This window comes from Okeania hirsuta, assembly GCF_003838195.1.
Classification (GTDB): domain Bacteria; phylum Cyanobacteriota; class Cyanobacteriia; order Cyanobacteriales; family Microcoleaceae; genus Okeania; species Okeania hirsuta.
Genome location: NZ_RCBY01000013.1, coordinates 16,112 through 32,499 on the forward strand (window position 1 = coordinate 16,112; position 16,388 = coordinate 32,499).

16 protein-coding genes are annotated in these 16,388 nt (G+C 40.7%); 1 reads left to right on the forward strand and 15 read right to left on the reverse strand.

From position 1 onward, the window contains the following. Positions 1-171: 171 nt before the first annotated feature. From D5R40_RS03925 to D5R40_RS03990, 14 genes are all read right to left on the reverse strand, one after another. Positions 172-861, reverse strand: coding sequence for a phage tail protein (locus D5R40_RS03925; protein WP_124145272.1), 690 nt, complete (start codon positions 859-861; stop codon positions 172-174). Between the two features lie 230 nt (positions 862-1,091). Next, positions 1,092-2,435, reverse strand: coding sequence for a hypothetical protein (locus D5R40_RS36975; protein WP_192901267.1), 1,344 nt, complete (start codon positions 2,433-2,435; stop codon positions 1,092-1,094). Between the two features lie 16 nt (positions 2,436-2,451). Further along, positions 2,452-5,889 carry a putative baseplate assembly protein gene (locus tag D5R40_RS03935; RefSeq protein ID WP_124154257.1) on the reverse strand — a complete coding sequence of 1,146 codons (3,438 nt, stop codon included), beginning with the start codon at positions 5,887-5,889 and terminating at the stop codon, positions 2,452-2,454. Further along, positions 5,889-6,290, reverse strand: a complete 402-nt coding sequence (locus tag D5R40_RS03940; protein ID WP_124154258.1) for a gp25 family contractile injection system sheath assembly initiator — start codon at positions 6,288-6,290, stop codon at positions 5,889-5,891. Before D5R40_RS03940 ends, D5R40_RS03935 begins: the two co-directional genes overlap by 1 nt. Before the next feature lie 13 nt (positions 6,291-6,303). Beyond that, positions 6,304-6,702 carry a PAAR domain-containing protein gene (locus D5R40_RS03945; protein WP_124154259.1) on the reverse strand — a complete coding sequence of 133 codons (399 nt, stop codon included), beginning with the start codon at positions 6,700-6,702 and terminating at the stop codon, positions 6,304-6,306. 126 nt (positions 6,703-6,828) lie between these two features. Then, entirely contained in the window at positions 6,829-7,476 is a 648-nt protein-coding gene (locus D5R40_RS03950; RefSeq protein ID WP_124154260.1) for a phage baseplate assembly protein V, read from the reverse strand. Next, positions 7,473-8,546, reverse strand: coding sequence for a phage late control D family protein (locus D5R40_RS03955; protein ID WP_124154261.1), 1,074 nt, complete (start codon positions 8,544-8,546; stop codon positions 7,473-7,475). The genes D5R40_RS03950 and D5R40_RS03955 overlap by 4 nt, the downstream gene beginning before the upstream one ends. Positions 8,547-8,906: 360 nt before the next feature. Then, entirely contained in the window at positions 8,907-9,614 is a 708-nt protein-coding gene (locus tag D5R40_RS03960; RefSeq protein ID WP_124154262.1) for a CIS tube protein, read from the reverse strand. Next, on the reverse strand, positions 9,608-11,503 hold the full coding sequence (locus D5R40_RS03965) for a hypothetical protein (protein ID WP_124154263.1): 1,896 nt from the start codon (positions 11,501-11,503) through the stop codon (positions 9,608-9,610). The genes D5R40_RS03960 and D5R40_RS03965 overlap by 7 nt, the downstream gene beginning before the upstream one ends. A 54-nt stretch (positions 11,504-11,557) precedes the next feature. After that, positions 11,558-11,746 carry a DUF6760 family protein gene (locus tag D5R40_RS41845; RefSeq protein ID WP_338043194.1) on the reverse strand — a complete coding sequence of 63 codons (189 nt, stop codon included), beginning with the start codon at positions 11,744-11,746 and terminating at the stop codon, positions 11,558-11,560. Continuing rightward, complete coding sequence (locus tag D5R40_RS03975) at positions 11,731-12,120, reverse strand: phage tail assembly protein (protein ID WP_339379410.1); 390 nt, start codon at positions 12,118-12,120, stop codon at positions 11,731-11,733. Before D5R40_RS03975 ends, D5R40_RS41845 begins: the two co-directional genes overlap by 16 nt. A 406-nt stretch (positions 12,121-12,526) precedes the next feature. Then, a complete protein-coding gene (locus D5R40_RS03980; RefSeq protein WP_124154264.1) occupies positions 12,527-12,952 on the reverse strand; it encodes a phage tail protein in 426 nt (141 codons plus the stop codon). Between the two features lie 35 nt (positions 12,953-12,987). Continuing rightward, positions 12,988-14,247 (reverse strand): phage tail sheath family protein, encoded by a 1,260-nt coding sequence (locus tag D5R40_RS03985; protein ID WP_124154265.1) that lies wholly within the window; start codon positions 14,245-14,247, stop codon positions 12,988-12,990. A 52-nt stretch (positions 14,248-14,299) separates the two neighbouring features. Then, on the reverse strand, positions 14,300-15,166 hold the full coding sequence (locus tag D5R40_RS03990; RefSeq protein WP_124154266.1) for a Pvc16 family protein: 867 nt from the start codon (positions 15,164-15,166) through the stop codon (positions 14,300-14,302). A gap of 496 nt (positions 15,167-15,662) precedes the next feature. On the opposite strand from D5R40_RS03990, the gene D5R40_RS34545 reads away from it, so the two are divergent. Continuing rightward, positions 15,663-15,803 (forward strand): hypothetical protein, encoded by a 141-nt coding sequence (locus D5R40_RS34545; RefSeq protein ID WP_161564557.1) that lies wholly within the window; start codon positions 15,663-15,665, stop codon positions 15,801-15,803. A 344-nt stretch (positions 15,804-16,147) separates the two neighbouring features. Here D5R40_RS34545 and D5R40_RS40740 read toward each other — a convergent pair whose 3' ends face one another. Next, complete coding sequence (locus D5R40_RS40740; RefSeq protein ID WP_275670383.1) at positions 16,148-16,273, reverse strand: hypothetical protein; 126 nt, start codon at positions 16,271-16,273, stop codon at positions 16,148-16,150. Positions 16,274-16,388 lie beyond the last annotated feature (115 nt).

Sequence of the window (16,388 nt, forward strand, 5' to 3'; positions counted from 1 at the left end):
TTATCTCCAATAAAAAATCAGTTGCTAGTGCAGGATGGCGGAAATAACTAACCAGTTAAAAAAGGTTCAAAAGCTTGTACAATAACCTTTCTTCCCTTCTGCCTTCTGCTATCCTAGATAACTAAAGCTATCCTAGATAACTAAAGCTATCCTGCCTTCTGCCTTTTTGCACTAGGTCTCAGAAACAATTCCCAGTAGTGTATTAATCCCTACGGTTGAATATTTACCAATTCGCATACTGGGAAACTCAATATTAAGTTTGTAATAGGTATGAGCAGGCTTTTCTAATTCAATAATGGCACGAGCTATTGCCTCTTGTCTTGCTTGTTCTTTGGGAGAAGCTCGTGGTAGAGCTATGGTAATCTCGAAGAAGTGAGCTGGGCCACCACCAACGTAGGTATTTTGACCAACAGTTGAAGATACGCCTACCTGAAATGCTGAAACAACAGGTTCTTTAATAATGGGTTCGCCTTTAGTAAAAATTTTCAGCAGTTGTATCAGGTTTTCTTTAGTTCCTCGAAAGCGATAGCGTTGCACGATGCTGGCTACAAAGTCACGCTGTACCCCTGGTGCTAGATCTGCCCGTAGGCTTAAAGCTGTCCAACTAGCTAGCCACGACAAAAACTCTTTGGGTGTCTCTTGGGGATCGAAAAGTGTGGCAATATCCGCAATAGTTGTTTCTAAACCTTGAGGTTGAAACTTGATATCTTGGCTCAGAGGCGGAAATTTAATATCATCCTTAATACCCAATAATACCTTTTCAAATGCTAGCAAGAATTGACCGAGAAAAGGCTCGGTGTGATGGATGAGGGGCAGATAATCTAGAAGTTTACTTGGCGATCGCCTGGCTTTAGATGACATTAGCTGTCTCCTTATTTTTCAAGATGGGAATGAATTTTATACCAAATTCAAAAAAGGTAGTTACATCTTAGTTGATGATTTCTTCCTACAAGAAAAAAATATAAATTCCATAAATTCTAACAATTTAACCTTTTTTTCTCTTTTTTTATTCTGTTTTTCTTTCCCTATTCCCTATTCCCTATTCCCTATTCCCTGTGCCATGACTGTAGCAATATTTTATGAAATTGGTATTACTCTGATTTTATCGGTGATTCTGTGATTAAATCAATCTCTGCTTCAACCAGTTCATGGGACTTAATTTGTATCCCAATGAGTTCTTCGTTAACATTGCGGATGAGACGTTCAGGTTCACCACTTACCAATTCATCAATTAACTGAACTTCATCAAGTTCCTGTTGTGTTTCTACCTCCTGAGTTTTTTTGACATAATCGACTCCAGATACGCCATCAAGTAGTTCATAAATTTCTGAGATATAAACATTACGACCAAAAGGCCATCCTTTTCCTTCGGTTCCTCCTCTTAACGGATCGAAAAAATCTTCTAGAGTTTTGAAGGCTTTTGATTGAACCTCTGCTTCTGCTACATCCTGGTTCAGAAACACAGTTAACTGAACGCGAATTTTGACATAGCGTGCTTCAACAACATGAACAGCAGTAGTCAATAAACGCCTGGGTTCAAGATAGTCTTTGACAACCTGTTTCAAGTTATGTTGAATCTGAATTCGTAATACTTGTGCAACTTGACTAGGGTTGGTCTCAGTTGAAACTCTTAACCAATATCGTGTTGTACCATTTATATCAATTTGTTCCCAGTTATCAGGAACATTAAACTGAATTAAACCATTTTCATTCCAATTGGATGTTTGGTCTGTTAGAGAGTGAAGTTCAAAGGTCATCTCTACCCATTCCGAGCCATTAAAATACTCAATTTTGAGTTGGTAATTTGTGCCTGGTGTTCCAAACCGGAACTCAACAGAGCGAAATGTTGTTGTTAATCCCAAATAGAGAAAATGCTCGGGAGCGCTATTGAGTTCTAAGGGTGTTTCATTATTGACTTGTGTTGTTAGGATGTAGTCTGTATAAGTTCCATCAAAGAAGAAAATCTGAGGAGCGATCGCTATACCAGGAACAATAATCATGCTAATATGTCCGGGACTTTCTCCATACTGATTCAGGGGGTCTAATTCCAAATTGCGCTTTGGTACGCAATGAGTTCGAGCTATTCTAGAATCTGCTTCTTTTGCTAATTCTTCAAAATCCTGGCAGGTGACGGCACGATACCGCTGGCGTACTCCTAAAACTGCCAATCCTACTTCTTCTTGTAAATCTCTAGTCTGCTCCCAACTAGGTCCGTTGAGCAATTTCAAAAACATCCGCATATTATCATCTGTAACTCGATTTTGCCGATAAAGCAGCATTTCTGTTAAATAGGCAAACAGCTCAATTAGAGTAATCCCTGGATCGGAAGGATTATGATTAGTCCATTCTGGTGCATAGGTGGGAATCATACTCAGCGCTTCTTGCACTAAATCATCATAAGTCCGGTCATCAAGATTAGATAATTCTATTGGCATAACAATTAATTCCTCCTCAAGATTCAACAAATGTTAAACTAATCTCATGGTTGCCGGAATAAACTAAAAAGCGACCTGTCTGTTTAGCACCTGTTAGTTCTTCCATTTCATCCACCTCCAAATTACGAATATGATCGACTCCAGCTATCCCCTCCAGAAGTCGGTAAAAATCAGATTTGTAGGGTTCGCGACCAAAATCCCAACCCATCCCCTCAAAACCACCAGTTAGAGGATGCAGAAAACTAGCTAATTTTTGTTCCACTGCTTGTGCTACCTGGCCGCCTCCTTCTAAAGAAATTAAAGCAATTTCTACAGTAATACTGACACGGACATAGAGAGGACCTACCACCGAGATATTAACTGTTGGTGAAGCATGAGTTTCCAGGTAGTCTTGGACACGGTTAATTAACTCTAAACTGGGCAAGGGTTTAGCTTCAGTTGAGCGGGGTACAATAATAACGCTGACTGCTCCCAATAATTCTCTGGTATCTAGGGGGTTGACTTTTAAATTTGTAAGTGGTATGCACTTGGCTCTAATAACTTCTGGTGAAGCCAGTTTGGCCAAGTCTTCGTAATCTTCTAGGGTGACAGCACGCTGACGATGACGAATTTCCCTCGGTGCGCGTTCGATGAGGGAGTTGAGGGTTTCTGCCTCTGCACCTCCTGCTGCTGCTTGATGGTTAATTACTTTGTCCACATAGGGGACTGTGGTTTTGAGTTGGACAATCGACCCAACGGCTTTGTTTCCGGCTTTTCCACCGCCTGTTTGATAGCGATTCATACGGATATTGCCTCTACCAGGGGGAGGAATTAATCCATTACGCCCATCGCCGAAAGTAATTTTTCCGGTAAGGTTGTCAAGTACATAATGGCGATCGCGTGCTTCTGACTGATAAAAATCTTTGACTTGATGCCAACGTACCCAGATTTCTTTAGGTCTTCCGGTTGCGTCAGTGATAGAAGTAATAGCATCTTCTCCTTCTTCAAAAACAATTTTTTGCTGTTCTTGAATAGAAGGTATTTCTCGTTCCCGAACTTCGAGTTGTTGACCTGCTAAAATTGGTTGCTTAGTTGTTTGAAACTTTTGATTTTCATTCCCATCACTAGAGCCAAGAATTTCTTTTTGAATAGTCAATGTTTGGACTGCCATTGTGGTGTTAAGTAAGACTCGTTTTAGTCTAGGTTCAACTTCGTATTCACCACTTAACCATTGAACTCTCAGCCAATAACGGGGAGATAAATTAAAGTCTTTTCTTAATGCAAAATCTGATGGTGGGAGAAATTCAATTAAACCCGGACGGGTAAAATTTTCTGTTTCATCTCTTACTATCAGGTTTCCCCATTTTTTGCCATTCCAGTATTGCCAAGATAGTTTTAGTTGCTCATTTTTCGGCAATTCTTGACCTACAAAAGTCTCAAATCTTGCATTATAAATAATTGATGAATTATTAACTTGCCTAACTTCTAAAAAACCGCGATCGCTACTATCTAATTCAGCTTCATCTGGAATTTCTACGCTTACTTCTACCTCCTGTACCGAATCAGCTTCTACTTCTAATGAATCCTCCACATTAGTATCCCAATTCATTCCCAAAATAGTCAATTCAAATTGCACTGATTCAGAGGTATTATTAGTTAGCCAAAACTTATGAGTAACTGTTGAATTAGCTGCTCCAATTATTCGACTTTTAGTAGGGGAAAGTGGCACTAATTTTTCTCCATATTTCACATCAGCCATACTGTTAAATAAGCTAATAGTACGATTGGGAAAATATGTTCGGCCAGGGGGTAAAGTAAAGCCAAAATAGCAAGCTGGTTTATCAGTTTCTGTTTTCTGAAAAGGAATTAAAGGTTTGGGAAAAACTTGATTCTGGTTATCAATACGTTGAATTAGGTTATCTGAATAAACTGTGTCATTATAGGTCAAAATAATTTCTGGTTTTTCTTGTTTTGTTAATGTATAGTTAACCGTAATTGAGTCAATCAAAGGTGGAGCAAAAGTTGCCTCAATAAATCGATATCCTTGTGATTCTCGTGCTAGTGATGACTCTCGAATAGATTCTCGTGCTAGTGATGGCTCTGTCGCAGATGTGGCAATGTTCTGGTAGCGAACTTCTCTACCATAGTTACCAGAAATAATTCTCACACGAATCCAAAAATCTTTGATTCCGTTAACAGTTGTTGGATAAGGTTTTTCAAATAAGTTAAACTTTACATGACCTTTTTGAGTAAAAGCCCGGGTGGTATCTTCAAATCCAGCTTCTTCTTCAGCAGTTGTTAATTCTTTCCACTGTTTACCATTCCAAAATTCCCATTTTAGTTTGAGATTTTTAGAGGCTTTTGTGGGTTTAACAAATTCTTCTTCATTATCTTCTGATGCTGGATTAGTTAAATTTATCTGAATAGTAATGTCAGCATTTTGTTGAGAAAAAGCTTGATTATTTGCTAAATAAAAGGTATCTCCAAACTTTGGTTTTTCACCAAAAGGAAAGAAATCTTTAGTTACATCTACTGGTAATTGATTGGTAAATGCAGTTTCAATTAATAAGTCAATAGAACTAATTCTGGCCTCAAGTTTAATATCCTCAATTTCTGGCAGTTCACTAGCAGATACCATATCAGTTGCAGATTCATCGGCAAGACTAATAGGAGTTAATAAACGGCAACGTAGCCAACGATTAGTAACTGAATTAACTGTAGTTAAGGGAACAGCATTAATATTGGTAAATTCAATTTCGCGATTTTCTCCACTTTGAGTGAAACCTTGAGTCCCATCATTCCTCGGTGTAATTTCCTCCCAATTAGCTTCATCTTCAGTTTCCTGCAAAATTTGCCATTTTATCTCCCCTCCTTCACCAAGAGCTTTTGATAAATTAATCTTGAACTTGAGACTTTCAATTTTAGGAAATCCCAAAAGTTTGCTATGTCCAATATATAAAATGTGTTCAATAGCTTGATTTCCCCGAAAAATAGGAACGCCCAGTAATTCAGGAGTAGTAAGAATTGAACTGGACTCAGTATACAGGTCTTGTTGTGGATCGCGCACAAAAATAGACTCTAATTTTGCTGCACTTACCACTAATTCCCGTTCCGTTTCAAAAATTACGGGGTCTTTTTCGCCTTCTGCTGGGGGTGCAGCAACTTGCGTCCTTTTTGGTACTACTGCATCAACCGTCGTTCCAGCAGCTAATAAAAATGTCAGAGGTACTCGTGCTGGTTGGGGTGGTAAGCGAGAAGCTCCTAATAAATCCAAAAATGCTAAGAAATTTTTATCTGGAACTTGATTTAGCCTTTCAATAATAATCTCGGAAAAACGAGCAAATATATTAACTAATGCTGCCCTAGTTCCTTGAATTGGTTTATTTTCTCCTGTATATTGTTCCAGAAGTTCCTGCACCTGAGCAGCAATATCCTCTGCGGTGCGTCCATCTATTTTGGGCGCTAGTTTCCCCATTAACTTCCACCTCCTTCTAGATAAAACGGATAAACTAAGTTAAAAACGTTATTAGTTGCCCGTACTTGATAATCTATAGTAACCAGCATCTTCTCCCTCTCTTGATTTGATGGAGATTGGACTCGCACATCTAAGACATCAATACGAGGTTCAAATAACAGCAACGCTTCCTGAACAGCTTGGGATACTTTGCCAGCAGTGGACGGTGAGTTAGGCTCAAAAACTAAGTCGTAAATGCTACAACCAAAGTCAGGGCGCATAACTCGCTCACCTTTGGCAGTACCAAGGATAATTAAGATTGACTGGCGTACACTCTCCTCATATTTAGCAAGTTGGAAATCTCCCTCAGTATCTAAACTGACTGGAAATCCTACACCTACACCTAAAAATGGTTTAGACATTATTCCCTTCCTTTCATCCAATAAAAACTGTACTGACTGCTACCACTTGACCCACTGGTGCATCTACCGGATCGTTACAAGTTTCAGCAATATCTCCATTCCTGGCTGCTGATTTACCGTTGATCTTTACAGTTTGGCTACCAATTTTGACCGTGCCTTTATTCGCCGGGGGATTTTGAAAGCTAGTGCCCGGAGGTGTCGGAATATGAGATGGAGTATTGTCAGCAGTGCTATCTACAGTTGCTGCTGGCATTCCCATAATATTGACATCACTGCTGAGGTTGTCGTTGATCATACCAGAAAAAGGATGAGGTAAGGGTGTCGGTACTGGTGGTCCTGCCGACGGTACCATGACAATGTGAGTATCAACTGCAATAATTTGGTCGCCTTGTTTTGCTGCTGGTTGTCCCATAGACATCTCCAAAAATAAAAATTAAAATCAATTATCCTACATAAATTCTCAATTATTCCCCTCCTGGGAGGGGTTAGGGGTGGGTTCCCTACTCCCTACTCCCTACTCCATATTTTCTAGAGATAACTAATTGAGATTAATAGTTTGACCTTTAAGATTCATGGTGCTGCTGGCTTCAAGATTCATTCCGGCGTCAGATTCAATTTTGGTGTCTGCTGTAGATTTAATTTCAATATTCTGTGCTTCTAGCTTAATATTGCCTTGTGTTGCTGATAAAGTTATGTCTCCATCGGAGCTAATAGCAATCGTATTGCTAGCAGTATCAAAAACAATGCTATTTTTTTCAGTTTTATCAACAATTTCAATAGTTTCTTTACCCTCCTCATCATTGAGACGGATTACATGACCGCTACGAGATTTGATGAGCCGGATGTTATTTTGGCCATCTTCATTAGTTGTCGGTGGAGGTTCTTGACCATTCCATAAAAACCCGATAATATAAGGAAAACGCACATCCCCATGTTCAAAAACTACTAAAACTTCGTCATCTACTTCTGGCAAAAAATAAATCCCTCTTTCATTTCCTGCCATTGGTGCAGCTATTCGCGCCCAGTCGCTTTCATCTTCATCACTCAACCAGGGAAATTTTACTTTGACTCTCCCTAGTCCTTCTGGGTCTTCATTATTGGTAACTACACCAACCACAACACCATAAATACGAGAGGCGATCGCTTCTCTTTCTTCATTATCCATCAATAGGTCAAATAACCTCATGTTCCGTTCCTCCGAACTGTAAAATGGGTACGATATCCAGATTGAGCTTGATAACGATTCACAGTAGCAGTAACATAATACTGACCGCTAAAGCGTTTCCCTACCCCGTCAATTTTGATTACTTTGCCTGGGCGTAAATCTGTACGTCCCCAACAAACTCCTTCACCAGTAATTAATCCTAGTGCGAGATTATTAAAGCGAGCTTTGGCAAATTGATCTGCTTCTGCTTGAGTTAACACTGGGCGATCGCTGACTGTAGCAACTGCTGTACCGAAAGCATCTTCAACAAGAGCCGCACCGCTATTTTGTCCCCCCATAGTTGAAACCTCATCCCCTACTCTTGCCTCTCCGACAATTTCTTGCTTTTCTTTAGGATTCCAACCTCGCACTGTTAACTCACTAACTTGACCCATAGAAGACAGATGGGGATAAAATTCCATCAAATCATCCTCAAAGCTAAGAGTTAAAATTTCGCTCTCAGCATTGCCTACAGGTCGGAAAAATAGAGTTTTATCTTCAACAACTACCTCATAGTTAATCCGCTTTGCTCTCTCTTGCAAAAACTCAATGTCTGTTTGCGACCCTTGTAAAATATAATCATGCACCACTTGGCTATCTTCAACTTGAGCCGTGAGTCCGGCATCCTGAGCAATCTGGGTAGCAATCTCACTATCTTTTTGCTGGACAAAGGTTTTGGTCTTGCGACCTCGCTGGAGACGATGACGACGGCTATACCCCCGCACAGTTAAACTAGGTAGGCGATCGATGGCAAATTCTGGTTCTATACCTGTAATTTCACCAATAATTAGGGTTTCTAAATCATTACCATAGCCAAGTTTAACTTCAACGACATTGCCAATGGCAAAAAGTTCTTCGTCATCAATCCAGATAGTTTCTTCTTCCTGGCTATCTGAACCTGTAAGTTCCAGTGTAAACATTCCAGGTAAGTTAACATCATGGTCAACGGTAAGGCGTTGGACGTGCAATTTTGCTTCAACAGGCAAAGGTGAGCTGTTGATAATAATCTCAAAATTAGGAACAAGAGGGCTTTCGCGATTAGCAACTGGCATAGATTATTTCCTTCATATAGAATCCGGTTATATAGAAGCCATTTGATATCTTTGCATGCGGTACGGTTTTTTTTCGCAAAGGAGTCATTTCAGTTATCAGTTATCAGTACCTCCTACTAAAGTACGAGGCTTGAAATACTGAATCAACTTTTTTTCATCCCCTTGTAGAGCGACAGCTCGTGGCGCAGCCAAGGGGAGGCTTGAGACCTTATTTCTTGGTTAGGAATCAACCCACCGCTAACCCCTCCTGGGAGGGGAAGTCCGGAGATTGATAAATAAAAGATATTTCCATCTCCCTATCTCCCTATCTTCCTATCCCCCCATCCCAACTATATAACAAGTATTCAACCGGATTTGATATCAACCCAGTTTTGGAATAGTTAAGGTGCGACCAATCTGCATTTCTAGATTGCGTGGATCGTCAAGCTGATTGGCTTCAGCAATAATCCGCCATAGTTTAGGATTTCTGTAAACTTGGGCTGCTATACTACTTAAAGTATCACCACGCTTGATAATACGGGTGGTCAGTTCAGGATCGGTGTGCCGTTTGTCTACTAACGGAGCTAGAAATTCTAAGAAACTAACGCTCAAATTTGCTCTCAGGGGTTTTCCATTGCCTTTAAAAAGCGTAAAATTTTGCGTCAAACTGGTAATTACGCCAATAAAGGGGAAATCAGAACCTACAGGAGCCTCACCCCAGGCCACTTCGCAAACTCGCGGATGAGCTTCGTCTCGCTCAATCCGAGTTAGAGCTACAATTTTATTAGTTTCTTGTCGCACATCCTCCCCATTAACTGCTTCAGTCACGTCGAAAAATAATTCCAAAGTGAGCTGACGACTGCCACCGCCTTTAAATTCCACAGTGGGCGCATTAACTTGTCTTTGAGTGTTTGTTCCTTGTCCACTGGAATTTTCCGGTGGTCCCCAGTTGACGGATTTAGTGATAGAATAAGCTTCTGGATTAAATTGCACTGAAATTGCCTTTTTCAGCAACCTGTTGTACTGTTCCCCCTGCTTTTCTAAAGGAGTAATTGTCAATTTTGCTAATTTTTGTTGTCCTATTACCATTTCCCAATCCCCCGACGTTCCCTTTCTACTGCAAGTTGACGACCCAGAATCCTACTTACTTGTTCAGCAACTTTGGCGACATCTACCGATGCCCCTGATGCTGTTTCTGGAGCAGACATTGGCGTTGTAGAATTTCCGTCCATTGCCAACTGAACTGTAGAATTATCTACTGTATTAGTTGTTTGACGAGCGAGGACACCATGAGTATTTATGGGAGTTATTGCTAGAGGTAGAGCAATTTTCTCACTATAAGGATTTTTGGTGGATAATCCCTCATTAGCTTGTAAAGCATCGGTGCTTTTGAGCCAAACCATGTTTAACTCAGAACTAGGGTTACTGGCGATCGATGGTTCTGGCGATCGTTGTAAAGGTAAGTTTGATTTTTGTCCCTGTAAGGATAAAGGCCGAGATTGAGAAAGGTCAGTCTTTGGTACGATTGAAGTTAGGTTAAAATCTTCTGGTTTAGTTTGAATAATCCCTTTAACTAGAGGTAGATTAGTTTTTGGCTGGGTCCCAGTTACTAAACTATTGGGATTAACAGAAGTATCCGCTTTCCTTTGAACCGTACTTGTCGATAATTTAGTAGCTCGGGTAAGAGGCAAATCCTGATTCTGTTTAAAGTTAGGTTCAACTTCAACCCTAGCTCCTAGATTGCTGGCATTAACTTCTGAAACAGTTGCTTTGCGACTAATCCGAAAATTATCAGTGGATAGCTCCTCATTTGCTTTAGTTTGAATAATCCCTTTAACCAGAGGTAGATTAGTTTTTGGCTGGGTTGCAGTTACTAAACTGTTGGGATTAACAGAAGTATCTGCTTTCCTTTGAACCGTACTTGCCGATAATTGGTTAGTAGCTTTGGGAAGAGGCAAATCCAGCTCCTGTTTAAAGTTAGGTTCAGCTTCAACCCTCGCTCCTAGATTACTGGCATTAACTTCTGAAACAGTTGCTTTGCGACTAATCCGAAAATTACCAGATGTCTCAGGGGAAGCAGGTAGGGAAGCTCTACTGGTTTGAAGTTGAGTTTCAGTTACTGTAGGATGAGAATTTGAATGAGTATCTACTTGCCGTTTTCCAGAATCAGTCTTTGGTACGATTGAAGTTAGGTTAAAATCTTCTGCTTTAGTTTGAATAATCCCTTTAACCAGAGGTAGATTAGTTTTTGGCTGGGTTGCAGTTACTAAACTATTGGGATTAACAGAAGTATCTGCTTTTGTTTGAACCGTACTTGTCGATAATTGGTTAGTAGCTTGGTTAAGAGGCAAATCCTGATTCTGTTTAAAGTTAGGTTCAGCTTCAACCTTAGCTCCTAGATTGCTGACATTAACTTCTGAAACAGTTGCTTTGCGACTAATCCGAAATGGTCGGTTTGTTTCTCCCCTACTTGTCTTCACAACAGAAGTGTCAGATTGTGGTTTTTTTTCCACTGGCTTTGTCATTACCGTTGCTTTCTGGGTTATAGATGGCTGCAGGGGATTTGTGTGATATCTGCCTAATTTATTAGTGCTTCTCCCTTGAATCTCCCTACTATTCTGAAACTGCCTTGATTGAGGCGGTATAGAACGTTGAACCATTTCTCCCATTGCTGAGTGAGCGTCAGGAGTTGCTGGAAATTGCTCATTAAGAACCTCCGCTGATTCCGTGCGCTGTCGCTGCAGACGTTGAATTATTGATGTAGGTTGCAAAACTCCAGAGCCATAGCGGAATTTTACCTGTTCCGGTAACCCTAACCTTTGTACAAGTCGTCCAGCTATTCCTTGAGTAGCTTGGTAATGGCAATGTAGCTGCTGGGTATTAATTACCCCAGCAGGTTCAACCACTCGTCGCTGTATACGTTTGCCCAAGGTTAAACTACTTGGATTATTAGAAGGGTGTAAAGGATAATCTTCCATCTTAAAAGTACCAATAGTAAGCTGTTGAATCGCGATCGCTAATTCTCTTAGTCTTTAGGTAAACTCTATCTGCCCGGTTTGGGCATTCAAACGCCTATTGATCTGGGCAACTTCCTCAACCCACCGTCTCCTTTCCCTGTGTTCCATTACCATGATTGATTCATAGTGCCAATGGAAGTGATATGCCAGATAGGCTACCTCCTGATGGAGTTGGTCCAGGGGGTAGCCTAAAATTCCCCCGATAGGTCCAACTCCACAGCAAAATCATTTTCACAGTGAGGACAGGTAATCTGGAGCGATCGCGTTCCATTGCCATTAATGCGATTGTACAAATCCTGTAGATAGGATAAGTCAGAAGCAAATAATCCTTCAATCACTTTAGGATTAATCACTTCTACGGAACCTAGTCTGGTTATAACTCGAGATAGCAGAATGACAATTAAATAGGCTGGGTTAGATTGTACGCGAGGGTCTTTCAGGGGTATAATTTCATCGGCAGCAGTTGCCAGTCGCATTATCCCTTCCTTATGTAAAGTGCCTTCTTTGTCCACATAACCTGCTGGTAATGTAAACTCATACTCAGTTTGTAACATGGCTGTTTGCTCAGGAATAATCATACCGTTTCACGGAATTCAAAAGTCAAAAGTAAGATTTTATAGACACGGAATTCAAAAGTCAAAAGTCAAAAGTCAGATTTTATAGACTCATAACAGGGAACAGGGAACAGGGAACAGGAAGTATGGGTCTAAAACCCCGCCAAGATCGGCGAAATATTTTTGGAGCGGGGCTCAAATCCCCGTTACCAAAATCACTTCCCCTCCCAGGAGGGGTTATATAGAATCCGTTTATATAGTATATGTTGATAATTCTATAATTACTTCAAGCCTTTAATCTCCCCTACTCCCCCACTCCCCTACTCCCCTACACTCAACTATACAATAACTATTCAACCGGATTCTATATTAGGGGTGGGTTGACTTCCCCTCCCAGGAGGGGTTAGGGGTGGGTTGACTTCTGACTTCGTTAAGCTCGCTCCAGACGTTCACAAGTCACGGTGAGGGTATCAATCGCAACATCACTTCCCTTAGCATCTAAACCAGGTGCTTCATACTTACTAGCCCAAGCCTGGAAAAAGTTCCAGCGTACTTTTTCTTGTCCTGTATCATCAAGCAGAATGATAGAACCATTTTTACGTTCAATCTGTCCATTGACAGCAGCTAAGTGCCAATCATAGAGTTCACGGGAATCACTTAGTCCCCATTTGAGAGAAATGTCAGGATAACTAGCTTTTCCTCGTAGTTTACGCACTGTAGCATCGTCTCCACCTTCACGATATTCAACGATTTCTACCTCAGAACCAAAACCACTACATTCTGAAAAGCCTGCCTGAACAATTCCATCAATCTCCACGAGGAAACGATAGTTTTTATACGGATCAACTCTTGCCATGACTAAATCTCCTTTTTAGTTGGTTCAACAGATTACTACTCGCCAGCCGTTTGCTGGATGCGGAAGATCACAAATTCCGCTGGCTTGACAATTGCTACCCCAATCAGGGTTACAACTTGTCCTAACTCCCTGACTTCTTTGGGATTAGTTTCTGCGTCACATTTAACGAAGAAAGCTTTCTCTGGTGTTTCCCCAAACAACGCCCCATTGCGCCATTCATTTAACAGAAAGTCCCCTACTGTTCGTTTAATTCGTTGCCACAGTGCTAGATTATTGGGTTCAAAGACAGCAAACTGCGTCCCCTCATCAATAGATTCCCGTAAGTAGTTGAAATAGCGGCGGGTGCTAATGTACTTATATTCTCCATTGTCTTCGCCTCCTAGAGTGCGCGCTCCCCAGACTTTGATATTGCCTTTAAAAGAGCGAATGATATTAATTCCTAGAGGATTTAAACCATCTTGGTCTGCTTTCGTGAGGTTGTATTCTAAATCTAAAGCACCTCGAATGACTTCATTAGCTGGTGCTTTAAAGACACCCCTTTCTCCATCTACTCGTGAGTAAACCCCAGCCAAGTGTCCACTAGGAGGCAGGATTATACTACCATTACTTGATGGATCTAAAATTTGTTTGGCAGGGTCAAAAACCTTGATCCAGGGGAAGTAAAGAGCAGCATAGTTACTATCTCTGGTATTACCTTTAATACTGTCTCGGTCAATAGGATCAGGATTTTGTTGGCCATCAAGAATAGCAAATCGGTCTTTGAGGTTTTCACAGTGTCCTATGACAGCTTCTTGTTCTGCTTGGCTAATGATGCCAGGAATAGCCACCATGGTAATTTCGTCAATGGAGGCAAAAGTATTGAGGGCAGCAGCTAACTCTGTATTACTATCAATACGGATGACATAGCACCTAGTTCCACCATTATTGAAGAAACCGTAAACTGCTTGGGCAAAAAGACTCCAGCTATTAAGTGAAGCAGTATCAAAACTAGGTTCATCTACATCTGTGAGATTCCCAAGAGTCTTATCCCCAGCTAAGTCAGCAAATGTGCTAACAAACTGACTCCAATTAGTCACTAACTTAGCTATTCCGGCATCGGGAAGAGTCTTTTCTTCTACTTTGAAGGTAATAGTGGTAGTGCCATTTGTAGTAGTTTCAACACGCTCGGCAGGAAGTTGGATACTTTGGGGTACAATCCCGATAAATCCAGCTATACTGGTAGCGACTCCGGCAATAGGTCGAGATGAGGGAGGAACTTCTTCAACATAGACTCCGGGAGAGAGATATTGTGGCATGCTGTTTTCTCCTTGATTAAACAGAATTTAGTGTTTATAGTTGTGGGACTGTTTATAGTTGTAGGTTGTAATTATTTGTTGTGTTTTCTACTGGAATAGTAATATTAACCTCCTGTAATAAATCTTCTAACTGCACCCTCAAAGTATAAGCACCAGCAGGAATTGCTCCTATACTGTACTGTCCATTTCCATCAGTGGCTGCAGTAAGATTACGCTCAACCAAAATAACTGTTGCACCCACAACAGGTTGATTGTTAACATCTGTAACTTGTCCACCAATGCGGAAAAATCTTTGTTCAGTGCCTGGCACAAGTTGTTCTGAGGATGGTGAGAGTTGCTGGCCTAATTGTAAATCTTGAGTAATGACAATGGGGGTTGGTTCTGGCTCAAACAGTTCCTTAATAGAAAGAGTTGCTGTAACTGTGATTGAAGGACGTAATTGATTACCTAACGCCGTCCAAAGTTCAGCCACACTTTGCACTCCATCGACTTGAGCTGCTACCAATGGTAAGGGTGGTTCTTGCCCTGCCAGTCCGGTATTTTGTAAAAAAGGTATTTCTGGAATAGTTGGATACGCTGAGAATACTTGCAGCACTTGGCTAAGTAATCGGTGTTCTTGCAGGGGTAATTCTTCCCCGCCAACAGGCCAAGCTGTAACCAAATAAGAACAGGCTATGCGCTTTGGTGGATTATGAATAATTGCCTGTCCACCTCGCATTTCGATACTTGGTTCATTACTGCGTAGTTCTAGGTGTTCCCGAATGTCGTACAGAAATAAATTAACAGTGGTTTGCCCAGGACTAAAAGTTTCCGACGGACGCTCAAAGGAAATCTGGGCTTCCGCCAATTCTGGAAACCTGGACGATAGTCTCGAATCTTCCAAAATCCTTCTCAAAACTTGACTCAGATCGCGAATCATTTTGACTTACCTCGTTAGACTTTATGAGCAGCCATGCACCATAATGTGACTTTCATAGCCTAGAAGCTTTCTGCCAACTACATCTTTTGTAGTTTTGAGGTTAACTTTTACTCACAGTTTTAATGAGTAGTCCCAAATACTGTAAGAATAGAATAAATTTTTTAGTTTTTAACCCTGATATGTATAATATTAACATCTTAACTTAAATATTAGAGACTGTTTGTAAAGTTTTGTAATAGAGTTGTCGCTAAATAAAGGGAAAAAATCACTCTAACCTAGACAGAGCAATAATTCCCAGCATTTTTGCCCTCCAATAGCTACAATCCTTACAGAACAAGGTTTTTGGGGGATTTTTAAGTTATAAAGCGACAAGTCTAATATACAATGATTGACCTTTAAACTGTAACAACTTGGTTATTTATCCCAGATTTATAGGCTGAAATACCCAATTTGCCAGGGGTAAAAACACTTCATAATTCGGTGGTGGTGCATAGTAATGGTAGAGAGAGTGTGGGGAGATGGGGACCCACCCCTAACCCCTCCCAGGAGGGGAGTATGGGGAGATGGGGGGATGGGGAGTATGGGAGAAATTAAAAAATATATATCTTCACCAAAACCCATGCAGGACTACCCATAATTCTTTACAAACAACCTCTTAGGATCTTAACTTAAATGTGGGTGCTCCCATGGTGTATTTTTTACTTCTAACAGCTTTTCTAGTTTTCCCACTCGATCAAGGGCGTTGCACAGTGACAAATGATTTTAGATTTTTGATGAACAGGATTTTGGATTAATCAATTGCTAAAATAGACATCTGATAAAAATCCAAAATAAAATCAATTCTCACACATAAATTATCAATTATTTCCCCTCCCCCTCCTGGGAGGGGCGAGGGGTGGGTTCCCTACTGCCTACAGCAAAGCTGCCTACTGCCTCTTTTTGGAGATTTTTACTCAAAGTCTAAACTAATTTTTGGCCTAATCATTCCATAATGTGCAAACCCCGATCAAGTGTGATCCAAGGTGTAATAGTTGATTCATGGCGACCTAGTAGCTTGGACAGTTCTGGGCGAGTCGATACTAGACTGGTTTTTAGCCAGTAAATCATCTGTATTCGTTCTCGTTCTCTAGCTGTTATTGATTTACCTAAATGCTTTTCAAGTTCGGAAACTGTTTGATTAATTTTAACTTTTAAGGGACGAGCTATAAATAGAAACCGCGAT